The 24,838-nt window shown below is 55.4% G+C and carries 23 protein-coding genes; 14 read left to right on the forward strand and 9 right to left on the reverse strand.

Features of this window, described 5'->3' with window-relative positions; all coding sequences use genetic code 11:
* Window positions 1-670 (reverse strand): MipA/OmpV family protein (locus tag HALA3H3_RS03045; protein ID WP_053856883.1); only part of this gene is annotated, 670 nt, incomplete at its 3' end.
* 213 nt (window positions 671-883) lie between these two features.
* On the opposite strand from HALA3H3_RS03045, the gene HALA3H3_RS03050 reads away from it, so the two are divergent.
* Genes HALA3H3_RS03050 through HALA3H3_RS03060 form a run of 3 tightly spaced genes read left to right on the forward strand, consistent with a single transcriptional unit; the run spans window position 884 to window position 5,659 of the window.
* Window positions 884-2,005 carry an efflux RND transporter periplasmic adaptor subunit gene (locus tag HALA3H3_RS03050; RefSeq protein WP_022519830.1) on the forward strand — a complete coding sequence of 374 codons (1,122 nt, stop codon included), beginning with the start codon at window positions 884-886 and terminating at the stop codon, window positions 2,003-2,005.
* The gene (locus HALA3H3_RS03055; protein ID WP_022519831.1) at window positions 2,002-5,064 is read left to right on the forward strand and encodes an efflux RND transporter permease subunit; all 3,063 of its coding nucleotides are present in this window, start codon (window positions 2,002-2,004) and stop codon (window positions 5,062-5,064) included. Before HALA3H3_RS03050 ends, HALA3H3_RS03055 begins: the two co-directional genes overlap by 4 nt.
* Before the next feature lie 28 nt (window positions 5,065-5,092).
* Window positions 5,093-5,659 (forward strand): sugar O-acetyltransferase, encoded by a 567-nt coding sequence (locus tag HALA3H3_RS03060; protein ID WP_022519832.1) that lies wholly within the window; start codon window positions 5,093-5,095, stop codon window positions 5,657-5,659.
* A gap of 142 nt (window positions 5,660-5,801) precedes the next feature.
* On the opposite strand, the gene HALA3H3_RS03065 is transcribed toward HALA3H3_RS03060, so the two are convergent.
* On the reverse strand, window positions 5,802-6,545 hold the full coding sequence (locus HALA3H3_RS03065) for an SDR family oxidoreductase (protein WP_022519833.1): 744 nt from the start codon (window positions 6,543-6,545) through the stop codon (window positions 5,802-5,804).
* A gap of 166 nt (window positions 6,546-6,711) precedes the next feature.
* Between HALA3H3_RS03065 and HALA3H3_RS03070 the strand changes: the two genes are divergently transcribed.
* Window positions 6,712-7,644 carry an AraC family transcriptional regulator gene (locus HALA3H3_RS03070; RefSeq protein WP_022519834.1) on the forward strand — a complete coding sequence of 311 codons (933 nt, stop codon included), beginning with the start codon at window positions 6,712-6,714 and terminating at the stop codon, window positions 7,642-7,644.
* Between the two features lie 30 nt (window positions 7,645-7,674).
* Here the strand turns inward: HALA3H3_RS03070 and HALA3H3_RS03075 are convergent, their stop codons facing one another.
* Window positions 7,675-8,511, reverse strand: coding sequence for an SDR family oxidoreductase (locus tag HALA3H3_RS03075; protein ID WP_022519835.1), 837 nt, complete (start codon window positions 8,509-8,511; stop codon window positions 7,675-7,677).
* 109 nt (window positions 8,512-8,620) lie between these two features.
* Here HALA3H3_RS03075 and HALA3H3_RS03080 point away from each other — a divergent pair, with 109 nt between their 5' ends.
* Window positions 8,621-9,514 carry a LysR family transcriptional regulator gene (locus tag HALA3H3_RS03080; RefSeq protein WP_022519836.1) on the forward strand — a complete coding sequence of 298 codons (894 nt, stop codon included), beginning with the start codon at window positions 8,621-8,623 and terminating at the stop codon, window positions 9,512-9,514.
* 100 nt (window positions 9,515-9,614) lie between these two features.
* Here the strand turns inward: HALA3H3_RS03080 and HALA3H3_RS03085 are convergent, their stop codons facing one another.
* The 3 genes from HALA3H3_RS03085 to HALA3H3_RS03090 form a co-directional block, all read right to left on the reverse strand.
* The gene (locus HALA3H3_RS03085) at window positions 9,615-10,040 is read right to left on the reverse strand and encodes a Rid family hydrolase (protein WP_022519837.1); all 426 of its coding nucleotides are present in this window, start codon (window positions 10,038-10,040) and stop codon (window positions 9,615-9,617) included.
* 291 nt (window positions 10,041-10,331) lie between these two features.
* Window positions 10,332-10,688 (reverse strand): SDR family oxidoreductase, encoded by a 357-nt coding sequence (locus HALA3H3_RS27780; RefSeq protein ID WP_082116807.1) that lies wholly within the window; start codon window positions 10,686-10,688, stop codon window positions 10,332-10,334.
* Between the two features lie 55 nt (window positions 10,689-10,743).
* The gene (locus HALA3H3_RS03090) at window positions 10,744-11,796 is read right to left on the reverse strand and encodes an NmrA family NAD(P)-binding protein (protein WP_022519839.1); all 1,053 of its coding nucleotides are present in this window, start codon (window positions 11,794-11,796) and stop codon (window positions 10,744-10,746) included.
* Between the two features lie 359 nt (window positions 11,797-12,155).
* Between HALA3H3_RS03090 and HALA3H3_RS03095 the strand changes: the two genes are divergently transcribed.
* Window positions 12,156-13,121 carry an AraC family transcriptional regulator gene (locus HALA3H3_RS03095; RefSeq protein ID WP_022519841.1) on the forward strand — a complete coding sequence of 322 codons (966 nt, stop codon included), beginning with the start codon at window positions 12,156-12,158 and terminating at the stop codon, window positions 13,119-13,121.
* 235 nt (window positions 13,122-13,356) lie between these two features.
* The gene (locus HALA3H3_RS27930; protein ID WP_375340852.1) at window positions 13,357-13,851 is read left to right on the forward strand and encodes a cupin domain-containing protein; all 495 of its coding nucleotides are present in this window, start codon (window positions 13,357-13,359) and stop codon (window positions 13,849-13,851) included.
* A 26-nt stretch (window positions 13,852-13,877) separates the two neighbouring features.
* On the opposite strand, the gene HALA3H3_RS03105 is transcribed toward HALA3H3_RS27930, so the two are convergent.
* Window positions 13,878-14,705, reverse strand: coding sequence for a helix-turn-helix transcriptional regulator (locus HALA3H3_RS03105; protein WP_022519842.1), 828 nt, complete (start codon window positions 14,703-14,705; stop codon window positions 13,878-13,880).
* Window positions 14,706-15,047: 342 nt separating this feature from the next.
* Here HALA3H3_RS03105 and HALA3H3_RS03110 point away from each other — a divergent pair, with 342 nt between their 5' ends.
* Window positions 15,048-15,557 (forward strand): lipocalin-like domain-containing protein, encoded by a 510-nt coding sequence (locus tag HALA3H3_RS03110; RefSeq protein WP_022519843.1) that lies wholly within the window; start codon window positions 15,048-15,050, stop codon window positions 15,555-15,557.
* Between the two features lie 139 nt (window positions 15,558-15,696).
* Here HALA3H3_RS03110 and HALA3H3_RS03115 read toward each other — a convergent pair whose 3' ends face one another.
* Complete coding sequence (locus tag HALA3H3_RS03115; protein WP_022519844.1) at window positions 15,697-17,076, reverse strand: HAMP domain-containing sensor histidine kinase; 1,380 nt, start codon at window positions 17,074-17,076, stop codon at window positions 15,697-15,699.
* Window positions 17,076-17,741: a response regulator transcription factor gene (locus HALA3H3_RS03120; RefSeq protein WP_022519845.1), complete on the reverse strand. Its 666-nt coding sequence runs from the start codon at window positions 17,739-17,741 to the stop codon at window positions 17,076-17,078. The genes HALA3H3_RS03115 and HALA3H3_RS03120 overlap by 1 nt, the downstream gene beginning before the upstream one ends.
* A gap of 250 nt (window positions 17,742-17,991) precedes the next feature.
* Here HALA3H3_RS03120 and HALA3H3_RS03125 point away from each other — a divergent pair, with 250 nt between their 5' ends.
* From HALA3H3_RS03125 to HALA3H3_RS03150, 6 genes are all read left to right on the forward strand, one after another.
* Window positions 17,992-19,377, forward strand: a complete 1,386-nt coding sequence (locus tag HALA3H3_RS03125; RefSeq protein ID WP_022519846.1) for an NTP/NDP exchange transporter — start codon at window positions 17,992-17,994, stop codon at window positions 19,375-19,377.
* 55 nt (window positions 19,378-19,432) lie between these two features.
* Window positions 19,433-20,224, forward strand: coding sequence for a MipA/OmpV family protein (locus HALA3H3_RS03130; RefSeq protein WP_022519847.1), 792 nt, complete (start codon window positions 19,433-19,435; stop codon window positions 20,222-20,224).
* 39 nt (window positions 20,225-20,263) lie between these two features.
* Window positions 20,264-21,286 (forward strand): SDR family oxidoreductase, encoded by a 1,023-nt coding sequence (locus tag HALA3H3_RS03135; RefSeq protein WP_022519848.1) that lies wholly within the window; start codon window positions 20,264-20,266, stop codon window positions 21,284-21,286.
* A gap of 183 nt (window positions 21,287-21,469) precedes the next feature.
* The gene (locus HALA3H3_RS03140) at window positions 21,470-22,456 is read left to right on the forward strand and encodes an alpha/beta hydrolase (RefSeq protein ID WP_022519849.1); all 987 of its coding nucleotides are present in this window, start codon (window positions 21,470-21,472) and stop codon (window positions 22,454-22,456) included.
* 96 nt (window positions 22,457-22,552) lie between these two features.
* A complete protein-coding gene (locus HALA3H3_RS03145) occupies window positions 22,553-23,521 on the forward strand; it encodes an SDR family oxidoreductase (protein WP_022519850.1) in 969 nt (322 codons plus the stop codon).
* Window positions 23,522-23,752: 231 nt separating this feature from the next.
* A complete protein-coding gene (locus tag HALA3H3_RS03150) occupies window positions 23,753-24,784 on the forward strand; it encodes an alpha/beta hydrolase family protein (protein WP_199105047.1) in 1,032 nt (343 codons plus the stop codon).
* The last annotated feature ends 54 nt before the right edge of the window (window positions 24,785-24,838 follow it).

The raw sequence follows: 24,838 nt of genomic DNA on the forward strand, positions 1-24,838 counted from the left end.
CCCCCGCCTCGATATTGGTAGCCGACTCTCCCTTATAGGCGGGGCGATCGAAGCGAACCTCATTATCGCGAACGCCGAAGTAGTAATCGACGTTCTTGTCGTCCTGCCAGGACGCCCCCACGTGTGGGGTTACCATTATATGTTCGCCGAATTCCCACGTTCTCTCCAGGCCAAGATCGAAGCGATGTCCGTCGCTGTTGCCGGAGACGTCGGTGAGCCATTCGGCACTAACATCAACGAAGTCGGTCTCCCATTCCATTTTGGCCCCCGCCCAAAATCCGCCCTTGCGCTCACGCATGCCGTTGAGAATCGGGGCGTCGCCTGGCTCGTAGCCGCTCTCATCGTACTGGGCGACGATGCCGAAATTGAGCTGTTGTGAGTCGTTGATGACAAGACTCGGCAGTTTAAATTCGATTTCCGGTCCGAAGACACTAATGTACCGGTTTTCGATCAGGAACAAGGGAAATGGGGTGTTTTCCCTGTCGATACCGGCATAGGGATCCTGTTCGCTTATTGCGCCTACGCCCAATCCCCAAGTGGTTTCGTCTGAGTCCTCTTCGTCGGCGAACGCCAACGGAGAGACAATAACAAGACCACCGATACATGCGGCTGTCGCCAATCTTATAGTGATGAGGCGGCCGTTCAGTAATAGCGACTGATGATAACTCATGGTGGCACTCCTAGCATGGTTTGAAAGTGAGAGTGGTATGAAAGTGCCATCATCAGGAGCGCTATCTTACGCGTTTCTTACTGGTGCCGGATTTATTTAAAACGTGATGTCAGTAAGAAACGAGAAAGGAAGGCAGGCCGATAGTGGTTCAACTGAAATTCTTGGATTTTCTTTTTCATCAATGAATTGAACCCTTTGAAGCAGGCCTGGATTATGCCATTTCCAAAACGAAAAAGTTGTTTCGGCATTATGCTTGTCGTGATTGCTAGCGCTGCCGCGCTGGCATGTATGCAGGCGGTGTCGTCGGAAAGCGATGCCGTCGCCGAACCGACGGCGCAGCCCTCACTATCAGTCAACGTGACGACATTAGAACCTCAGACGCTTCCGACGACGATTGCGGCCAATGGTGATATCGCTGCGTGGCAGGAAATCATTATCGGTACCGAAATCGGTGGCCTGCGGCTGGTAGACGTCAAGGTAGACGTGGGTGATGAGGTCACGGAAGGGCAGGTGCTGGCCGTTTATAACGATACAACGGTGCGCGCAGAGCTGGCTAGGAGCCGCGCCGCCGTGGCGGAAGCCGAGGCAACGCTTGCGGAAGCGAATGCCAATGCCCAGCGTGCCCGAAGTTTGAAAACCACGGGATCGCTTTCAGAGCAGCAGATTCAGCAATACGAAACCGCCGAACTTACCGCCCGTGCGCGGCTAGGCGTTGCGCAAGCGCAGAATGAAGCCCAAGAACTACGCTTGGCTCAGACGCAAGTGGTTGCCCCGGACGACGGTTTGATTACCTCCCGCACAGCCACTGTTGGTGCTGTCACCGGCACTGATCAGGAGCTGTTCCGGTTGACGCGCCATGGTCGCCTGGAGTGGCGGGCAGAGGTCGCCGCGTCTGATCTGAATGAGCTGCGACCGGGCCAGACTGCCAGGGTCACCGTGCCCGGTGGATATGAGCTCGAAGGGCGCTTGCGCACCATCGCGCCGTTAGTGGACACCGCTACCCGCAACGGTCTGGTCTATGTCGACCTACCGTTAAGCGACGTTGCCCGGGCGGGAATGTTTGCACGTGGTAAATTCGAGCTGGGCACGCGCCAAGTGTTGACGCTACCACGCTCTGCGGTGCAGCTTCGCGATGGCTTTGGCTACGTCCATCGCGTCAGCGATGAAGGCCAGATAACGGAGCAGAAAGTTGCCTTGGGCCAGCACACAGAGGATCGAATCGAAATTCTCTCCGGCCTTGAACCTGGCGCCTTGGTGGTCGCCTCGGGCGGTGCTTTTCTTGGCAACGGTGATCAGGTGCGGGTGGTTGAGACCGACGCCGAGGAGGGGGTATGACACTGAATACCTCATCCTGGGCGATTCGCAACCCTATTCCGGTTGTTCTGCTCTTCATCCTATTGACCTTCTGGGGGCTCATCTCCTTCCGAGGCTTGTTTATTCAGGACTTGCCGGATGTACAGCTGCCCCTCGTAGAGGTATCCGCCTCGTTGCCGGGGGCGGCCCCCGCCTTAATGGAGAACGAGGTTGCCCGCAAGATCGAGGACTCCATCGCTACCGTCTCCGGCGTCAAAAACATCAATACAACGCTGACGGATGGCAATGCCGACATTGCTATCGAATTCAGGCTGGAAAAGTCCTTGCAAGAGGCTCTTGAGGATGTGCGCGACGCTGTTGCTCGCATCCGCTCGGATCTGCCCGCCGACCTGCGTGATCCAGTGATTCGGAAGGGTGAGTTTTTCAGTGAGCCGATTGTACGCTACGCGGTGACCTCCTCCGATCTAGACGATGAGGCACTCTCCTGGTTTGTCGATGACAAAATGACCAAGGCCGTCTTGTCGGTGCCAGGCGTTGGTTCGGTTCGGCGTATCGGCGGGGTCGATCGCGAAGTCCGCGTAGCATTGGATGCGGATCGTCTGCTGGCGATGAACACGACAGCGCTGGATATATCACGCCAGCTGCGCCAGGCGCAGTTGGAGGCGCCCGGTGGGCGCGTGGATGTCGGCGGAGCCGAACAGGCCGTGCGCATCATCGCCAACGCTGAATCCGCAGCTGAGCTTGCGACGATGGAGCTGGCACTCAGCGACGGTCGGCGTATTCGCCTTGATCAGGTGGCGACGGTTACCGATACCGTGGCCGAACGGCGCTCGATGGCATTGCTTGATGGCGCGCCCGTCGTCGGCGTCGAGATGACCCGTGCCGAGGGGTACGGCGAGGTAGATGTGGCCGAGGGGGTGCAGGCTGCTGTTGCCGACTTGCAGGCGCAATATCCCCATGTCGAGGTCGAAGAAGCCTTCAATTTTGTTGGGCCGGTGCTGGAGAACTACCAGGGCTCCATGCACATGCTATTCGAGGGGATGGCGCTGGCGGTGCTGGTGGTGTTCTGCTTTCTACGCAATTGGCGGGCCACACTGATAGCGGCGGTCACGCTTCCCCTCTCGATCATCCCCACCTTCGCTTTCATGCACCTGATGGGCTTCTCGCTCAATGTGGTGACGTTGCTGGCGCTCTCGCTGGTGATCGGAGTGCTGGTGGACGATGCCATTGTCGAGATTGAGAATATCGAACGGCACCTGCTAATGGGCAAGCCCCCGCGCCGGGCCGCCATGGACGCGGCGGCGGAAATTGGCCTGGCCGTTGTCGCTACCACCTTTACATTGATTGCCGTTTTTCTGCCCACAGCCTTTATGAGTGGCACCGTCGGGCAATTCTTCGTTCAGTTCGGTTGGACGGCCTCGGTAGCGGTGCTGTTTTCGCTGCTGGTGGCGCGTCTTCTCACGCCCATGCTGGCTGCGTATCTGCTGCGCAAACCCCAACATCCCTCGCGCGATCCAACGTGGATTAACTACTACTTGATCGTTGCTAACGGGTGCCTGCGCCACCGTAAGACAACGCTCCTCGCGGCGGCGGCCTGCTTTGCAGGAGGTATCTGGCTGGCCTCGACCCTGCCGGGGACCTTCATACCCCCCGATGATAATTCCCAGACGCAGGCGACGCTCACCTTGCCGCCCGGTAGCACCTTGTCTGAAGCGGAGGCGCTTGCCGAGCAGGCACGCTCACGACTGGAGACGCAACAGCATGTAGTCAGCGTCTTCGCGGCCGTCGGTGAGGACTCCGGCAGCAGTGACTCTGATGTGACCTCGGTGGAACTGACCGTTGGTTTGGCGGATCGCGCAACCCGCGCGGGCGTTACGCAGCAAGACATAGAGCAGCAGTTACGCATTGCACTCGCCACGCTTCCCGGCGTGCGAACTCGCGTAGGCGACGAGGGGGATGGCTATGAGTTGGTGCTCGCCGGTGAGGATAGCCGAGTGCTTGAACTGCATGCCCGCCAAGTCGAGCGGGAGATGCGCGCCATTCCCGGCATCGGCGCGGTGAGTTCGACGGCCAGCCTGGTCAGGCCTGAACTCATTGTACGCCCTGATTTTGCCCGCGCCGCCGACCTTGGGGTCTCGGCTCAGACCATCGCCGATACGCTGCGCATCGCGACCGTGGGCGATAACGCCGAGGACCTTCCTAAGTTGAACTTCAGCTCGCGTCAGGTGCCGGTGATGGTTCGGCTGGCGGATGCCGCTCGGGAGGATATGGCGACCCTTAAACGGCTACCAGTGCCTGGTGCGAACGGGCCAGTGCCGCTGGAGAGCGTGGCTAACGTTGAGTGGAGCAGCGGTCCTTCGGAAATCACCCGGCATGATCGTCTGCGCAACGTCAATTTCGAGGTGAGCCTGCAAGGGCAGCCTTTGGGAGAAATCGAACAGGCCGTGCAGGCACTGCCCAGTTTACGTCAGTTGCCGCGCGGCGTGTTTCAGAAAGCAGAAGGCGATGCAGAGGAAATGGAGGAGCTTGCCTCAAGCTTCGGAGTTGCCATGCTGACCGGCGTGCTGTGTATCTATATGTTGTTGGTGCTGCTGCTCAAGGATTTCATGCAACCGGTCACTATTCTGGTGGCGCTGGTGCTCTCCGTACCTGGGGCTTTCCTGGCGCTGTTCCTCACGCAGACGCCCGTGTCGCTGCCTGCCATGATCGGATTGATCATGCTGATGGGCATCGCCACCAAGAACTCAATCCTGCTGGTGGACTACATCATTATCGCCCGTCGGGTGCATGGGTTGGAACGCGTGGACGCCATTATTGATGCCTGCAAAAAACGTGTCCGGCCCATCGTGATGACCACCATTGCCATGGGGGCGGGCATGATGCCGATCGCCCTAGGATGGGCTGGCGATCCCAGCTTTCGGGCCCCCATGGCCTTAGTGGTCATTGGCGGGTTGATCACGTCGACGCTGTTGAGCCTGCTGGTCATTCCTGTTGTTTACAGCTGTATTGACGATTTTGTGAACTGGCTGCGACGCTTGACGGAAAACTGCAGGGTGATAACAACGGCTGAGAGTGATTAATATTGGGCAAAATCTAGGAGGGTGACTAATGCGTTCAGAAAAAGACAAGATGCTAGCAGGAGAGCTCTATAACCCTGCTGATCCGCTACTGCTAAAAGAGCGTGAAGAAACAAGGCGACAAGTGAGGCTCTACAATCACGTATTGGAAACTGACGCCCAGCGCTTGAAAGCCTTGAAATCGTTGTTCGGATCGACGGGAGAAAACCTCTATATAGAAGCTAATTTACGCTTGGATTACGGGTATAACATTCATGTAGGCGAAAACTTTTTCGCTAACTTCGACTGTATCCTGCTAGATGTTTGTGAAATACGCTTTGGCGATAACTGCATGCTTGGGCCGAATGTGCAGATTTATACGGCGACCCATCCGCTTGATCCGCATGAGCGCAATGCGGGTAAAGAATACGCAAAGCCGATTACGTTTGGCGATAACGTCTGGATTGGTGGCGGCGCCATCATTAATCCAGGCGTTAGAGTAGGCAATAACGTGGTCATAGCGTCGGGCGCTGTTGTAACCAAGGATGTACCCGATAATGTGGTGGTAGGCGGTAATCCTGCTCGCATAATTAAAAATATTGCAGTGAAGGGTGGGTAATCGTTAGCTTGCGTTGAGGTAAGGGCTTGTCTTCTATCCTTTATTCGCTCTGAGAATGGTTGACCGACGTGAATGGACAAATGCACTGTGGCCATCAGCAAACAGTGCATGTGCGAGTTAGAAGGCTAGAGGATAGGGGAGCTCACATCTTGCTGAGCATCTCGACCGCTTGATCGAAGTGTCCGTCACGCTCTGCCCAGCGTAAGAAATTGACTTTCTCCACCAAAATTTCCTTGGGTGTCGGTTGCTGTTGAAACAGTGTCATGACCTCTTCGATGTAATCATTGAGCGGCATATAGCCTTCACGGGTCGACTGGCCCGGCGTCAGCTCCGTCTGCACCGCAGGGGGCGCAAGCTCGATGAGCTCGACCTTACCCTTGAGCTGCTCGCGTAGTGAGATTGTGTAAGAGTGGATGGCTGCCTTGGTGGCGTTATAGGTGGGCGTGCCGCTTAACGGCACAAACGCTAACCCCGAGGAGACGTTCACGATCGCCGCGTCTGGCTGGTTTACCAGATGGTCGGTCAGTGCGTTCGTTAGCCGGATCGGCCCGAGTAGATTGGCAACGACTGTCTGCTCGGCATCGCTCAGGTCGCGGGTGCGGGACAAGTCCTCGCGCCGCATAATGCCCGCATTGTTGATCAGTACATTGAGGTTGGGGTGCTCGGCGATGACACGCTCAGCAAAGGCGGTGATCTCCTCTGGATCCTCAACATCGACAACCATCGCGTGCATGTCGCGCTGGCCAGCAATGGTCTCCTCCAGCGTTTCCATGCGCCGACCGGCGACGATCACGGTGTTGCCAAGCGCATTGAAACGTAAGGCAAGTTCACGACCAATCCCGGAGCCACCGCCGGTGATAAGTATGGTGTTTCCTGACATTTTCATGGTTTAACTCTCCGTCTACTTTTAGAGGCGAATGCCACTCACTTTTTACCAATTTGGCGGCGGCGGGGCTTGCCAGCATCTACAAAAAACTTGCCTGATCCTGTAGGCGAGAAGAAAAGCCTTCATCGCCATGCTAACGTTGAGCCGAAACGCTAGAGAAAAGCTCATGAACTCACTCAAACAGGCGGTTCAGACGTATGCCAAACGTCACGCCAATAGCGATGGTTTGGCGTTAACATCCGTGCCGGGCCTGCGAATGATGTGCGTCGAGGCGCCAGCTGGCGATCTGCAATCGGTCTATAAGCCACTGGTATGTTTGGTTCTCCAGGGCGCCAAGCGCATTCTTGTTGGGAAACAACAAGCGGTCTTGTCCGCCGGGGAGTCGGTGATCGTCAGCGCTGATATGCCCGTGGTGGGTAGGATTGTGCAGGCAAGTACGGAGGAGCCCTATCTAGCCGTTGCGGTCGAGCTGGATAGGGCGATCCTGCGTGAGCTAGCCGCTCATATAGGGAGTGCCCATGCCCAGCAACTACCCGAGATACCGACCTTATTTGCCGAAGATAGTGAAGTCGAGGTGATTGACTGCGTATCAAGGCTGATGAAACTGCTGGATCGCCCTGATTCAGCGCCGCTTCTTCGCCCAGGCATCATGCAGGAGTTGCATTACTGGCTGCTGTCGGGCCCTCAGGGGGCCGCTTTACGGGATATCGCCGACCCGGATAGCTACGCGAGCCACCTTGCTGACGCCATTGCACTCTTGCGAGCCGAGTACACGTCTCGGGTGTCGGTGGAGCAACTAGCGGCAAAGGCAGGCATGAGCCTCAGCTCGTTTCACAAACACTTCAAGCACATGACCTCGCTAACGCCGGGACAGTATCAACAGCGGCTGCGTTTGATTGAAGCGCGCCGCCTCATGCTCGACGAGGGATGCTCCGCGAGTAATGCTGCCTTTGAGGTCGGTTACGAGAGCGTATCGCAATTCACTCGCGAATACGGCCGTCTTTTTCAAACACCACCGAAGCGCGATGCTCTCCGCTATCAAAAATCTCTCCAAGCCGTTAATGGAGACGTTCCTGAAGCGCAACGAATAGGCGCTTGAGTGAAGACAATGCATAGCGGGAGTTGCATACTAAGTCACTTCATCTCTGTCCGCAGAGAGCGCCACCTCCTTATACGCTTCGAGCGACTCAAGCCTTTCTTTTAGCGCATGGCTAATGGAGTCATAGGCCGTGCTGCCTAACGTAATACGCAGTGGTGGGTTCGGCATGTCAGTTATGTTAATGATGGCATCAACGGTGTTGCCTGCATCGCCTTTAATGGCCAAGTCTCCTGACGCCAGTGCTCTACGCAGCTCGCCTGCTGGGGTATCTTCATAGATCGTCGTCGTGGGTGTGCGATCCAGTCCTTCAGCAAAGTGAGTGGCCGTGGGGCCCGGCTCGGCGATAACGAAATCAATACCAAATGGCGCGACCTCCTTTGCCACGGATTCGACGAACCCCTCGATGCCCCACTTCGTGGCGTGATAAAGGCTGAAGCTTGGATAGGCGATCTGGCCGCCCTCTGACGATACCTGAATGATGCGGCCGCCCCCTTGTTCACGTAAATGTGGCAGTACAGCGCGAAGGAACTGGATAGAGCCTGTGAGGTTGGTCGCGATTTGCCGCTCAATCTGTTCATCGCTGGCTTCTTCGGCAGCTCCAAAGAGTCCATACCCCGCATTGCTGACGACCACATCGATTCGATCGAACGTAGTGAACGCTTGCGAAACGGCATCTCTCATCGTCGACGTATCCGTCACGTCGAAGGTCAGTATCTGCAAGCGATCACCATGCAGGGCGAGCAAGTCGTCCAGCGAACCCTTGCGGCGTAGCGTTGCTATAACGCGGTCGCCGCGTTCAAGCAGCCGTTCAGTGAGTAGCCGGCCAAGGCCGGTGGATGTGCCTGTGATAAGCCAGGTTTTAGCCATGAGATATCTCCTAAGCCATTCATTAAATGTTGCAAGACAAAGGTTAGGGCAGTAAAACTGGTAAGGGAATGCTCATCAATTGGCACGAGGAGGTGAAGTTTATTCACCAATGAGTAAGCCAACGTTAACCGACCTCAAGGCGTTTCAGGCCGTGGCGGAGCACCGTAGCTTTCGCCGAGCAGCCGACCTGATGGGAGTCAGCCGCTCTTCACTCAGCCATACTGTGCGCACGCTTGAGCAACGGTTGGGCACCCGGCTGCTGCACCGAACCACACGTAGTGTCTCGCTGACAGAGAGCGGCGAGCGGCTGTTATTACGGCTGAGCCCGCTATTGAGCGACTTGGAGTCAATCCTTGAGGATGCTTCCAGCGCCGAAGGAAAGATCACGGGGCGGCTGCGTATCAATGGCAGTGAAGGAGCCGTGCGGCTGTTGCTGCAAACCGTGGTGCCGCGTTTTCTTGCCCTTCATGATGGCGTCGAGCTTGATCTCGTGGCCGAGGGGCGGCTGGTTGATATTGTCGAGCAGGGGTTTGATGCGGGCGTAAGACTGAGAGAGGCGGTTCCCCAGGATATGGTCGCCATCCCTGTGGGTCATGAGCTGCGCTTTCTTGCCGTTGCCTCCCCAGGCTATCTGCGTGGCCGTGTGGTACCAAAGACACCGGACGATCTGGCCTCTCACCAGTGCATAAGGCAAAGGCTGCCGAGCGGTAAACTCTACCGCTGGGAGTTTCAGCAGCATGGCCAGGATGTGGCGGTAGATGTGCCCGGTGCGCTGACCTTGGACAGTAGCCAACTGATGGTGGAGGCCGCCGCGGATGATTTAGGCATAGCCTATGTGCCAGAGCCCTATGCACAAGATTATTTGAGGGATGGGAGGCTGGTCACCGTGCTAGAAGAGTGGTGTCCAAGCATTCCCGGTCTATTTCTCTACTATCCGAATAACCGGCATGTGCCGCCTAGCCTGCGGGCTTTCATTGATCTGCTACGAGAGTTGCAGGGTTAGTTTGCGCTTGTTGTGACTTAATTCATACAACAACTCATACCATCAAAGCCTCTATTAAAATTACGGTTATTTCTAGCCAGTGAACGGTGGTGACAAGCATTTAGCTGTTCAAGACGAACCCCGGTAGTACAGCTTCAGCCTCGATAGCAATTAACCATTCCGGTTCGGCAAGGCCGTACACAATTAACCAAGTGGCAGCCGGCGGTGCGACAGGGAAGCGATGCTTCAACGCCTCCATCACCACTTGCTGATCGTAGCGAGCGGATTCGGCTAAGTAGATTCTTAGCATCACCACTCGTGAGAGATCGCCACCGAGGCCTGTTAGCAACCGTTCGACATTGTCCAGCGCCGCTTCGGTCTGCTCGGCCAGCTCAGGGCCCGCCAACTCTCCTGCGGAATCCATCCCCACCTGGCTAGACATCAGCACCCGGGTGCCTCCCTCTACTAATACGGCTTGGCTATGTCCCTCAATCAAGGTATCGGGCAGGTTGGGCGGATTTAGGAGCTTGCGTTTTAAAATATGCATAGTAACCTCGATGGTAAGCCAATATGATAATTAGCAAAAAGTATCGATTGATCAATCGCACTTGATACTCTTTCGACCTATGACTACCGCCGAATAGTTACTTAGAGAAACTTAACTATCAGGCGGTAAAAGATGAATGCGTGGCTAGACGATTAAGCTTAATTTCTCTATTTTTTCTTATGGACATTAAATCTGAATTAAAATAGGTTCCAGTAAGTAGCGCATAAGACAATCATCGCCAACAAGTCTGTTAGCGTTGTGAGTGTGGCTGTAGCGATTTTTTGGTCGGAATTAACATAGAATGGCTATTACCAAGGCTCTTTTGCAATTTTGCCCAAGGAAGCCGCCCCTGGGCCCATTATCAGGCAATAGTGCTACCATGACGCACACCCGAGCCGCTTCTAATTCAGTTTGCGCACCTGAGCCACCACCGTTCAGGGCAGTAGCAGTAAAGCCGGGTGCGACCGAATTTACCTTTATTCTCGTATCATGAAGTTCTTTGGCTAAAAGCACCGTTGTCATGTTTAAAGCCGCTTTCGTGCGGTTTATAACTTGCTGGCAAGTTCCCCCAGACGAGATAGTCGACGACCTTGATACTGTTGTTTTCAGTTTGATCGCTGTAGTGACCGGCGGACGCGCCAGATCTATGTTTTGCTGCGTCGGTAAGTCGTAAGGCTAGTGAAGTGAAAATAGGAGAATTCCGCTACACGAGAATCAATGGTCGCAATTCTTCTTCACACCATTGCCTGAAGCTGGTCGGCATGCTGTTTTCAGGCGTGCGATTGAGTGCGTTATCGATCCCCTCGTTCTTTGCCTTTGCCATGTCGGTTAGGCCTTGAGCCATGGCATCTGACATTCCTCGTTGAACGAAGCCAGTCTTGTACGTTTCGAAAGAAACCTGCTCATAAATTACGGGCTTATCCAAAACGTCGGACATGATTCTCGCCATTTCATTGAAGGAGAGGTCTTCCGGCCCTAACACTGGCACTTCTTCTTGGCTGCGCCAAGTTGGATCAAGTAGAAGCCCTGTGGCGACCGAAGCGATATCTCTGGTGGCAACGGCCGGTAGTTTGAGGTCACCATCAATAGGTAGAAAGAATCTACCCTGTTCGTGGATAGAGGAAGCCTGGCGAGCAATATTATCCATAAACGAAGGCATGGTTAGCGCTCTAAACGCCACTCCCGTACTCGCAATCAAGTCGTCCATTGCCAGAGAGGCAGTGATGTAACCGGCATTTGCCGCCATTGGTGTACCCCTTCCTAGCGCCGAGATACTGACCACACTTCCTAAGCCATTCCGCTTGATTGCCTCGCAGGCGGGGCGGGTGAAGTCTACATAGGCACTCATAACACTTTCTGCGCGAGAGTCCGGAGGGCATAGCCAGAACAGACTGCTGGCTCCCTCTAGGGCCTGATCCATGATACTCGCATCGCTGTGTGAGCCCTGAATGACCTCGACCTGATCAAGTACTTGCGCTGGAAGGCGCGATGGATCGCGCACGATAACGCGAATCTTCGCATCACTGGAACTGGTTAGTAAATTTGTCAGTACTTGCGAACCAATATTGCCAGTCGGCGCAGTCACGACGATTCGAGTGCCAGTTGTGCGGTTGGTTGCATTCGCCAGAGGCGATATTGCTAGGCTCATAGCTAAGCCTGCACCGGCACCCAAAGCGAGGCCGCTAAGAAGTTGGCGCCGAGCAACATCATTTACCCCTATGCATTGCTCACTGTGATGAAGTTGTTTGTTGTCCATGTTTCATCTCCTTTGACTGAGAAGTGGAACCGTATCGTGTTCTATTGGATAAGTTGCGTAGATACTGCTCCTGTTCAATCAGTATTTCCTGTTCCATGTCCCGCGGCGATGTCCCCGGCCTACACTGATCGTTCGCACTGCTAAACGGATGGGGGCTTACAGTTGATGGCATCATAGTGTTGTCCTCTATAATGCTGTTCAGATTGTTGGCGTGAATGACAAAGGGTGTGGCTAACTTAGCGTTCAACTAGGTCTCGCGGTGTCTGCCAGAGTCGAGTACTCTGCGACCATAAGGGGTGCGTGCAGGTTGGTCTATGCGCGTTTGTCCTGCTTATCTTTGCAATCGTCCAGGAGAACCCATGGATCCCCTATCAGATGTACTCTCGCTACTGAAACCGCGAAGCTATGTCTCCTCTGGAGTGGAGGCTGGCGGTGCATGGTCGCTCCAATTTCCGGATCAGCATAAGCTCCTCAAGTGTTATGCCGTAGTCTCCGGCGAATGTTGGTTGGCCGTCGATGGTGTTCCAGAGGCCGTACATCTGCAGAAGGGCGACTGTTTCGTTCTACCGAGCGGACGCCCTTTTCGGTTGGCGAGCGATATGTCGTTGCCACCAGAGCCCTCCAGCAACTATTTTCCCCCACCACGTACTGGCACCGTCGTGAAGGTCAACGGCGGGGGCGATTTCTTTATCGTGGGCAGCCGGTTCGGCGTCAGTGGGGGGCATGCCGATATGCTGATGGGCATGCTGCCGCCCATCGTCCACATCCACAACGAGACAGAACAGGCTGCATTACGGTGGTCTGTGGAACGCATGATGAAGGAGTTGCACGACCCCGAGCCCGGTGGTTTCCTGATTGCCCAGCACCTCGCTCATATGATGCTGGTACAGGCACTAAGGCTTCATATGGCGGAAGGAGTCATTAACGGTGGGGGATGGCTTTTGGGGGTAGCGGACAAACAGTTGGGGCCGGCAATTAATGCGATCCATGCCGACCCTGCACACCGCTGGACGCTGCAGGCGCTGGCCGAGTGCGCCTGTATGTCGCGCTCGGCGTTCGCTCAGAAGTTCAGGGAAACGATAGGAGCATCGCCCATGGAGTACGTGACGCGCTGGCGCATGATGCTGGCGGGAGAGAGGTTGGAGAACTCCCAAGATCCCGTTTCCGTTATTTCATTATCCCTTGGATACGAATCCGAAAGCGCGTTCAGCACTGCGTTTAAGCGGGTCATGGGAGTTTCTCCGAGGCAGTATAGTCGTGGGGCAACGCCCGCTTCGTATAGCCACACAGTTGGTCTCAATGGCGCTGGCGTCAACCCAGCATAGATCGCTGAAAGTGATGAAAATAGCGTCTAGGCTCTCTAGCACTCTTTCAAGAACGTGCAGTGACTGCAATGGTTTGCCCAACCTGTTAGTGCTTTTACCCCTATAACAAAACATATTTACCAGGATGTGAGGTATGCACACAATCCAGCTTTCTCGGCGGCAGGCAACACGCTTGCGCCACCCTCTAAATGGAGAAAGCATCATGGTAGTGTGCAGCTTACATGCCGTAAGAAGAATGGACAGGACTGGATTAGGGACCCGCTCTGCTTTTTTGGCATGCGCCGCTTCGCTGCTTGGCTCGTTGGTCTGCATCCCTGCATATTCGAGCGACGTCGACCAAATCCCGCCCACCGAAGGAAGAACGTACGTGGTTCCTTACGAAGCTGCCGAGGCTCGCTTCACGCCGCTTTACGCTGATAATCCAAACAGCCCTCAGATCTCGGTGCTGTGGGGGAATCCTCAGACTGGCCCATCGGCAGCGCTGTTTCGGTTCCCTCTGAATTATGGCGGTCGCTTCCACAGTCATAGCGCGGCTTACCACCTGTCGCTTATGGAGGGGACTATGAAGCACTGGGATGAAGGTCAGCTTGAAGCGGACGTGCCGATTCAGACAGCGGGCGCCTATTGGTATCAGCCTGGAGGCCAGTTGCACTCTGACAATTGCTTGTCAGAGTTCTGTGTCGCCTTCGTGGTCTTCGATGGTGCGATCGACTCAGCCTACGCCGATTAGCACCTTTAAAAGGGTCGGCCGACAGGTTATCCGGAGTGGCTCAGCCGATCCATTTTTTCCAAGTCGGAGCGCTCCGCCGGGTTGTAGGTCATCAGTTTTAGATCCGGCCGCCCGTCAATCGCAAAGGATGAAAACTCGAAGGTAATTTCTCCTACCACTGCGTGGAAAATTGTCTTCGATCCTTCCCCAGCGGTATGAACATCGTTTGCTCTCCACATGCGCTTGAAATCCGTACTCTTGCTGGATATTTCCGCCACGAGTCCAGCAGATCGCGGGTTCTCCCCCATACGTGCGGTTTCTGCGCGAAAGGTTGCCACTAGAAACCGTGCCACTGTTTCCCAGTCGTTTTGGGCAGCGCGTGTCGCTGGATCAAGGAACATGAGCCTCAATATGTTTCGTTGATCGGGAGGTAGTGCCGGGTAATCCGTGAGCGCTAGTTGAGCTGCTCGGTTCCAGCCAACAATGTCCCATGTCGACGTTGCGACGGTCGCTGGGATCATAGGCATAGCGTCGAGAAATCGTTGTAGTCGTTCCGAGATACCTTCTTGAACAGAGGAGTGGGCTTTCGGCGGGTGACCGATGCCGACCAAGAATAGATGCTCGCGCTCGGCTTCGGTCAGCATCAGCGCCTTAGCAAGGCTTTCGAGTACGCGCACTGATGGTGCGCCCCCACGTCCCTGTTCGAGCCCACGTATACCATGTTGTGCTGATATGGGCTCGCTGAGCGACTTCTTCACGCCGAAGGCCAGGTGTCCTCCGAAACCAAGTGCTAGCGCGTCAAGTCGTTGCCGCCGATCCTTTAAGAAAGCACCAAGGTTATTGGAATCGCAGGAGGGAGCTAGCGTGTTAGTCATTATCCCCCTATAAAGCCGCTTATTTATCTGGATAAAGATTGATCGATATTCTCTCCCATGACAAGCATTCACTGGGAGGAAGGGGAAGCGTTATGAAGATGTTTTTGACTGATGCGACAGGCTTTTTAGGCATAGCCGTTACGAGAGAGCTACTTGCTAGTGGCCATCAAGTTCTAGGGTTGGCCCGCTCCGGCTAAAGTGTAGATAAGCTCAGGCAGCTAGGCGCTGAAGCACTTCTGTTGGTGGTATTTATTCACTAGGTCATGCGAAATATAGGTATTCATCTCAACAGTTAAAAACAGCAGAATAAATATCTCTTCAGAACCCGTCAGGAGCACCCTTATGAAGCTAGGAATTATAACTGGCACTTTATTACTTGCGGCCGCTGTAGCTACTCAGGCTAGCGAGCCTTTACTGCCTCCTTCCGAACCCAATCAGGTTGCCGGAACATGGCGCATGGTGTCAGCTACATTGGAAAACGATGGGACTACCGAGCATCCTTATGGTGAGAATCCACAGGGCATGCTGGTTTTCACTGCTGACATGCACTTCGTCGAGGTATTAACCAATGGGGACACCGAACGTTTTGAGTCAAATACACGTGGCGGTGGCACTGATGAAGAGAATAGCCGTGCCATGGCTTCAAGTATTGGTTTCTTCGGTAGTTATACCATTGATGAGCAGGGGCGCTTCACCGGTAATTACGTAGAAGGTTCTACGTTCCCTAACTGGGTGGGCAGTGAGAGAAGTTCGCGGGAGCTTCAACTGAGAGTGGAAGGCGATCGGATGTACGAAACGTTCACTCGCCCTGATGGAGGGCGAGTCAGTGCAGAATTCGTGCGCGTTCGATAGTGCATAAAAAGCCCCGGCAAAGTTCAAGTGCCGCATCGTTGGTGTTCCAACAACGGATATGTTGCACAAGGGGGTTACGTATTCTGGCCTAAAAGCGCAATCGTCAGCTAGTTGAGAGGCTTTAAGGTGAGAGGTGGGGCTATCTCTGCCCTTTGGATGCCGGTAATTGGATTGTGATGCCAAATCCACGACCTTCAAGACCGACGCCACATCTTAACTGTCCGCCATGCGAAGTGACCACGCGTTCGACTAACGAAAGTCCCATGCCAATGCCCTGAGTACGATGACCGTTCTCGGCGCGGTAGAATCGCTCGAATACGCGCTCGTAATCGCCATCGGTAATGCCAGGGCCATTATCAGCAACGCTTAGGATCGCCATTCGAGCATGTCCTTCATCTTCAACCCAAGTTTCCAGCCGTACACGCGTGCCCAGGCCTCCATGACGTAAGGCATTGTCGAGCAGGTTGCGAACCAGTATGCCGAGGTCATCAATGTCGCCATGTACTGGCGCGTGACCTCCTTCGACTTCGATTGATTGGTCACTGCGTAACGCAACCAACTCGAACTCGTCGGCCACCATCCCCGCAATCATTGCCAGATCCACATCTTGCGCGCGCGCGGCGGAACCGCCGGATTCCACCCGCGCGGTATCAAGCAGTTGTTGCGCCAGTCGCGAGGTGCGTTCTATACCAGCGATGAGATGCTCGAGCGCTTCGCCCGCTTCTTCTTGGTCGCTGGCGTGCTGTAGCACCTGCGCCTGAGTCAGCAGCGCTGCCAACGGCGTGCGTAGCTCATGGGCGGCCTCACCGATGAACTCGCGTTCATGCTGAAGCGCCTGCGCCAATCGCGCCATCAACTGGTTGAACGAACGCACCAGCGGCGTGAATTCGTTTGGTAATCCATGTTCGGGCAACGGTGCCAGATCGAGAGGGGCACGCGTCGAGAGCGACTTGCTGACGCGCAGCACTGGTCTCAGCGACCAGTGGATCACCAGCCATATCGCGACACCGATACCGAACAGGAGCAACAGTGCTGTGAGTAGGGTCGGGCCGAGCCATCGCATCAATTCCGCCCGGATGGCCGATGTCGGCACGCCGACCTGCACCTGCACCCGTTGGTCGGCATCGCTGACGGCGAATACGCGCCAGGGCACTCCAGCAACGGTTGCATCGGCAAAGCCATCAACGAAGTCCGGCGCCATCGGGTGCGCGGGTGCCGGACGCGAAGACATCAATCGTCGCCCAGTGCCATGCTCCCAGGCTTGGAAACCGAGCGCTCCGAACTTGCCTTCCGCTGGCACCGTCTCGCCGCTGAGCAGAAATTGCTGCTGTTGGCCTGCGGTGGCGATGTCCGCAGGCAACGACTGCAGTATCTGCTCGGCAATATTGCGCAGCATGCCATCTATCTCGCCACCCTGGCGCTCCAGTACGTTTACGTACTGAATGGCGAACCCGATAGCCCAAGTAGAGAGCAGCACTGTGGCCAGCGCAACCAGCAACCGCGTGCGTAGCGCGCGCATTAGTGTTCATCCCCGAGGCGATAGCCGAATCCAAGCTCCGTTACCACTACGCCATCGCCGAGCTTGCGGCGCAGTTGGTGCACGAAGACCGCAACGGTGTTGCTGCCGATCTCCGTATCGTCGCCGTAGAGCCGATCTTGCAATTGATCACGACTGAGAACACGACCACGCGACTCGAACAGTGCCAGCAGTAGACGGAACTCGTGCGCACTAAGGCTAATACGCTGACCTTCACGGGTCACAACCCGCGCAGCGGGATCGATCTCGACATCACACCACCGCAACACGGGGGTGACTGCGCCACGGCTGCGGCGCAATACCGCACGAAGCCGCGCCAGCATTTCGTCGCGCTGAAACGGCTTGACGATGTAGTCGTCAGCACCAACGTCAAGCCCGCGGACGCGGTCGCTCAACTGATCGCGTGCGGTAATGATCAGCACCGGCGTCGGGTCGTAGCGACTGCGCATCGAGGACAGCACCTCCAATCCAGAGCCGCCCGGCAGCCCGAGATCAAGTAGAACCGCGACGAATGCGTGGTCGACCAGCGCTGTACGCGCGGATGCAACGTCTTTGCAATGCACAACGCGCCAGCCTTCCTGGCCAAGGGCGGATGACAGCGCACGACCCAGCATGTGGTCGTCTTCAACAAGCAGGATCGCATCCATAGCGGGCAGCTCGAGTAATAAGGGGAGGGAAGCGATATTCCTACATCGACATTAATAACGGATTAAGGCCTGTGCTTAAAGGCTGTTAGGTGGCTGGCGATCGCTGGATACGGTCGCTTACAGCGGCAACAACTTTGCCCTAATCGTCTTAAACGCAAATTAATCTCACCGGTAAATACTGCGACATCAGCCGCTTCGACTGAGTATTAAAGACGCCTTTGTGGTGTGCTTCAACCCAGGACGCTATCCAATGAGCAGAACCAAGACTTCGGTGGCACAACGTCCACGTCTATTGAAAACCCTCTTCAATCTCCGCCTTGAGGAGGTTGGGCCTGTGCTAATTGCAGCACTGTTCTTCTTTTGTATATTGACCGCATTGATGCTGTTGCGCCCTGTTCGTGATGCGCTAGGTATGGAACGCGGTATCGAGAGTGTCCGTTGGCTGTTTATCGGTACCGCATTGGTGACGCTGACAGTGAATCCACTGTTCGGCTGGCTGGTCAGTCGCTTGAAGCGACTACAGTTCATCGGGGCGACCTACACATTCTTCGTGCTGAGTTTGGTGGCCTTTTGGGCATTGCTGGTGTTCGCGCCCGCCGCCGTGGGTCAGCGCAGTGGACAGGTATTTTTTGTTTGGTTCAGTGTGTTCAACCTGTTCGTCACGATGGTGTTCTGGGCGTTGCTGGCTGACCGGTTCACCAGTGAGCAGGGCAAACGTTTCTTCGCCCTTATCTCGGTCGGTGGCACCCTCGGCGCGATTTTTGGCCCGTGGCTTACGTCGCAACTGGCCCTGCCATTGGGTACGCCCAGCCTGCTGCTTGTCGCCGGTGGTTTCTTGCTGCTAGCTCTCTCTTTGGCTTGGCTGCTGGTGCGCGTGGTGCCGGATCAGGCCAGCTCCATGGAGACTTCTGCCGTAGCCGGATTCGCGAGCGAATACGAACGTATCGGTGGTGGCGCCTGGGCAGGTCTACGTGCCGTTTTCCGATCACGCTATCTGACCGGTATTGCCGGGTACATCCTGCTAATGACTGTGCTCGCAACATTCATCTACTTCACCCGCCTACAGATGGTCGCAGCGGTATCAGACAACATGGACGCGCGCGCGGAAATACTAGGCCAGATCGACATGTGGACGCAGGTAGCGGTGCTGGTTCTACAGCTTACTCTGACCGGTAAGATTATCCAGCGTTACGGCTTGGGCGTGGCGCTAGCGATCCTACCGATAGCAACCGCGCTTGGCTTCATCGGATTGGCGATATACGGGTCGTTCGTGATGTTAATCCTGTTAGAGGCCACTACTCGTGCGCTTCAACGCGGCGTCACCCGTCCAGCACGGGAGGCGTTATTTACCGTGGTCGGCCGTGAGGACAAGTACAAGGCCAAGGCCTTCGTAGATACCTTCATCTACCGTGCTGGCGATGTTGTCGGTGCCCAAACTGAGGGCGCGCTTGGGCGATTAGGGCTGGCTATAGGTGGGCTGGTCAGTGTGGTTGTTCCTTTGGCGTTGGTTTGGGCCGTGTTGGGTCTCTGGTTGGGCCGCGCACAGGCCGGTCAAGTAGCACTCACCGGGCCTAAAGACGAATTCGGTGGCCTTAAACAACTGGTAGAAAAGAGCGTGAGCTCTTCAGTGCAATAGATGCGATGAGGTGTCGCCCAAACTCCAATAAAACCGTGGCTATGAGGGTCACAGAATGAATATGTTAGCTCGAATACTATTGCAACTCGCTTCTAGCGTACTTCCTATCGCCGCGTTCGGTCAGGAGGTCTCGGCACCCTCCGTCAGGTGGTCCGTCGGCGTCGGTGCTGCAGCTATCGACAGCCCTTATGCAGGCGAAGGATTACGTGTCCGACCATTGCCGCTGATCAGCTACGAGGGAGAGCGCATGTTCCTCCGGGGTACCTCCGGCGGTGTGCATTTATACCAGTCCCGTCAATTAACGTTCGATGCGATTCTAGCTGCGCGGCTTTATGGGTTCGATATCGACGATCTGGGACGTTCGGAGCTTCTGGTCAATGGCGTGGATCCTGACCTCTTGAGTGATCGCGATGACGGCATAGATGCCGGTTTTCGCACGACCTTGGGCTCGTCGTGGGGTGCGGTATCGCTTGAGGCTGTTCACGACGTTTCAGATGCCAGTGAAGGCTATGAAATCTCGCTCGACTATCGCAATACGTGGCAATTCGGCCGAGCTGCGCTCACAGCCAATGCGGGGGCAAGCTGGATGTCCTCCGATTTCGCGGGCTACTACTTCGGGGTACTGGATGAAGAAGTGGCGCGCGGGGTCGCAGAGTACTTGCCGGGTTCTGCTGTTGTTCCGCGTATTGGCCTGACGATGGCGCATTCCGTTGGATCATCGCAGTGGCAACTCCTCGGGTCGGTCGAGTACCAGTTCCTGCCGAGCGAACTTAGAGACAGCCCGCTGCTGGAGCCTGATCAAAATGGCGTAGGACGCCTCGTTCTGGGGTTGAGCAGGCGTTTCTGATCTATCGATATATAGCAAACCAAAAATGAGGAAAGAAAAATGTTTAACGTATTACGAATCCGTGTCGCCGCCCTTGGTGTGCTGTTGATGTGTCTATTTTTTGCGGGTGCCACGCTGGCGCAGAACCCACCCAAACCGGATTGGAGTCTGGCCGATATGCCCTCCCAGGAAGGACGCATTTTTCTGGTCACTGGCGGAACCAGCGGCATGGGGTATGAAGACGCAAAAGCCCTTGCAGCTGCGGGGGCCCAGGTGGTGATCGCTGCGCGCAATCCCGAGCGGGGACAGGAGGCGATTGATCAGATCAAGCGGGAGGTGCCTGATGCTCAGGTGACCTTTGAACCCTTTGACTTAGCCGATCTGTCCTCGGTTCGTGCCCTGGGCCAACGCCTCAACACTTCACTCCCTCGATTGGATGGTCTGATCAACAACGCCGCCATCATGGCGCCTCCAGAGCGCAGTACGTCCGCAGAGGGCTTTGAGATGCAATTCGCCATCAACTATGTCGGGCACTTCGTCCTGACTGCAGAGCTATTACCGCTGTTACGCAACAGTGATGCGCCTCGCGTCATTACGCTGTCGAGTATCGCTGCCCTCCGCGGCAGCATCAATTTTGACGATCTTCATTCCGCTCAGGCCTACGAACCAATGACGGCCTATGCGCAGTCCAAACTGGCGGGCCTGATGTTTGCATTCGAACTGCAGCGGCGCAGCGCTGCGGCAGGCTGGGGCATCCAGAGCATGGCCGCCCACCCCGGTGTTGCGGTAACCGAACTGGTTGCTCGCGGCCCCGGATTGGATAGTGAGCAGGGGCGCCAGTGGTCTGCCAACCGCGAACACCTCCAGACGGCAGCCCAAGGTGCAGTGCCGACGCTATATGCTGCCACTGCGCCTGACGCACAAGGTGGCGCCTACTACGGGCCGACTGGAGAACGGGAGGTTATTGGCCCGCTTGGCCTGGCGACCGTCCCCTCTGTGGCCAATGATATTGCGATCGCTGCTCGCCTGTGGGCGGTCACCGAAGAGATCGCCGGCACACATTATCCATCAAGTGCCCCTTAACCAATCCTGACTAAGCTGATCTGCCGTTCATCCAGCTTGTTAACCATGGTTTAGCGGTGACCTTTTGAAGCAAGCGACATGGCTGGGTCGAATTTATTGATTACCAGTAAAGGCTTCCCTGTCGCCGTATGCAGTATCCCAGTGCATACGGCGGCCTCAGCCAATATAAGCAGGAGAGTCAGTATGAAACGCATTTTTTTTAGAAACAGAGCCATCGAACTGGCCGGAATTATCCATTTTCCTAACGGGTTCGACGAAACCAAAACCTATGCTGCACTCGTTCTAGCCACGCCAGGTAGTAGTGTAAAGGAGCAGGTCGGCGCGATTTACGCAATGAAGATGGCGGAGCAAGGATTCGTGACCCTTACTTTCGATCCGTCATATCAGGGAGAAAGTGGCGGGGTGCCGCGAAATCTCGAAGACCCATCCGTTCGGGTCGAGGACATCCGTTGCGCCGTTGATTATCTGATGACACTGCCTTTCATAGACGAGTTACGCGTTGGGCTGCTGGGAATTTGCGCCGGTGGTGGATACGCGGTCAAAGCGGCGCTTACCGACCGGCGCTTCAACGCCATTGGAACGGTCGTGGCTAATGATATAGGTCGAGCATTCCGTGAGATGCAGACAAGGGAAGACCTCCTCAAAATGCTGGAAGAAATAGGCAGGCAGCGTACAGACGAAGCACGCGGAGCCGAACCGAGGTTTGATCCTTGGATTCCTGACAGCATAAAAGTAGCAGAAGCCGTTGGCATCACGGATCCGGAAGTACTAGAAGCTGTCACGTTCTATCGGGAGTCGCGCTATCGCCACCCCAACTCTAGTAATCGCTTGCTCTTCACCAGCTATATCCACCTGCTCGGCTTTGATGCCTTTAACTTGGTACCTGAACTGCTGACGCAGCCTCTTCAAGTGATCGTTGGGGGGCGCCGCGGTAACACTGGTCAATACAAAAATGGTAAAGCGCTGTTCAATAGTTCACCTGCCGCTGAGAAAGACTTCTTCGTTGTAGAAGGGGCCAGCCACTACGACTTGTACCACAAGCCCGATTACGTCAATCAAGCCATTGAACGTCTCACTCTGTTCTATTCGAAACATTTAAGTCCTAGTCCGTCATATCTGGCGCTTCTGGAAGCCCAGGCTCGGACACAACCTTCGTGCCGAGCGTCTTAAACGCAAATTAATCTCGCCAGTAAATACTGCTGCATAATGCCTATGAGCTGATTTATTCACTCAACTGATCTTTCTTCTTAACGCGAGGTACGCCCCATGACCAACTGGACAGATTCCGACATCCCCTCTCAATGTGGCCGTACCGCGGTCGTCACTGGCACAGGTGGGCTTGGACTAGAAACCGCATTGGCGCTGGCTCGCGCTGGCGCGAGCGTCATCCTTGCAGGCCGAAACCCATCAAAAGGGGCGGCGGCCATTGATCGGATTCGCCATGATGTTGTTAACGCGAATGTGTGGTTTGAGGAACTAGATCTCGCTAATCTCGATTCAATTGCAGCATTTGGTAAGCATCTGCACTCCTCATTTGACAGCATCGATCTCCTTATCAACAACGCAGGGGTTATGGCGCCCCCAGATCGGAAAATGACGGCCGATCATTTCGAACTACAGTTTGGTACGAACTATCTTGGCCACTTTGCTTTGACGGCCCAGCTATTGCCGCTTCTGTGTAATGGTAATTATCCGCGTATCGTCACTCTATCAAGCGTTGCCGCTCGTAGCGGTGCGATCGACTTCGACGATTTGCAGTCCGGGCGCAGCTATAAACCAATGGTTGCCTATGGCCAGTCAAAACTGGCCTGCTTGATGTTTTCTCTCGAATTGCAACGTCGCAGCGATGTCGCAGGATGGGGCATCCAGAGTATTGCGGCGCATCCAGGCGTTTCACGCACCGACTTGTTGCCCAATGGCGCTGGAGCACAAAGTGTCGTGGGGATCATCCGTCGTTACCTTTGGTTCCTGTTTCAGCCAGCAGCGCAGGGGGCGTTGCCAACACTTTTCGCCGCTACGTCACCGCAGGCGCAAGGTGGTGCCTATTACGGACCCGATAGGTTTGGTGAAACCCGAGGCTATCCTTCCGCGGCCAAACTTCCTCCACAAGCACTGGATCTAGAAGTTGCAATCAGGTTATGGGAGGAGTCGGAACGATTGACGGGAGCACTGTTTTCCCTTGAGGAAATTCAGAATTCCAGCGTCGCTGATAAACGAAATATAAGCCTCCATTGATTCGCTGGCCGCTAGCGAGTCTTTAGTCTGCCGCCTTTTTTCGTATCTCTCTCAAATCTACTACTACAGCCTTCTATCAAAGTAGCGTAGTGCGGAACCAGACAACTTATGAACGATATCCCAATACATCGACCAATAGCTCCAGATCGATCCGCTGAGTTCAGCGGCACACCGATCTCTACAGTGATTGTAAAAAAACAGGTAAACATGTGGCGGCGAAAAGTGAGCGCCATGCTTTTATTAGCGGGGTTGGCCGTACCGTACTCGGCGGTGAGCGCGCAGTTAATAGAGTCAGAGCCCACCTATTCAGTGACTGATTTCGACTGGGTGGATCAAGATCGTTCGCGCCCGGTACCCGCACGACTGTACTGGCCTACGGCGGCTACGCCTGAAATGTCGGTGCCGTTGGTCGTGTTTTCACACGGCATCGGTGGTTCGCGGGAAGGTTACAGCTATCTCGGAAAACACTGGTCGGCCCAGGGCGTTGCCAGCCTACATGTACAGCACGTAGGCAGTGATGAGGAATTGTGGCGAGGCAATCCATTTCGGATGGTCGATCGCCTGCAGGCTGCAGCGCGGGAAACGGAGGCCATCGAACGTGCCGCCGATGTACGCTTTGCGCTTGACCAAATGCTCTCGGATGAAATGGGCGGCCGCGGTGTTGCAGTTAACCGTCAGCGCCTCGTTATTGCAGGCCACTCATACGGCGCGAATACCACACTACTCACGATTGGCGCGCAAGTTGTGAGAGAAGGCCAAACGATTGACTACTTGGATTCACGCTTTTCCGCGGCAGTCTTGATCTCCGCTCCGCCGTTCTATGGGGAGTCCGACGTGGCAACGGTGCTTAACAATGTGTCGATCCCTACCATTCACGTCACTGCGACCGATGATGTGATCCAGATCCCAGGCTATCACTCGGGCATAGAGGATCGGATCGATATCTTCGATGCGATCACCAGCCCGAACAAGTTTCTGGCCGTTTTTCGGGGCGGTTCCCACAGCATATTCACTGATCGCACCCTTACCGGCGGTCGTGCGCTCAACGCCAAAGTTAAAGTCGCCACCGCCGATTTGGCCTTAGCTTTCTTTGACTTAGTCTTTGAGGGCGACGGTGAAGCGCTTGCGGAATGGCAAATCACTTGGCAGTCGATCTTGGCGAGGGCTCCAGAACCGATGTCGCATGATTCTGCACAAGGTGACAGCCACGACAGCCACTGGACTAGCGACGAGCTACTCATAGCCAGCATGAACTTCATGTAAGTGCCCACAAGGGGGTAGGCGATTTAAGGTCTATCAGCCGATTACCTATGCAAA

It is taken from the genome of Halomonas sp. A3H3 (assembly GCF_000982975.1).
Lineage (GTDB): Bacteria > Pseudomonadota > Gammaproteobacteria > Pseudomonadales > Halomonadaceae > Vreelandella > Vreelandella titanicae.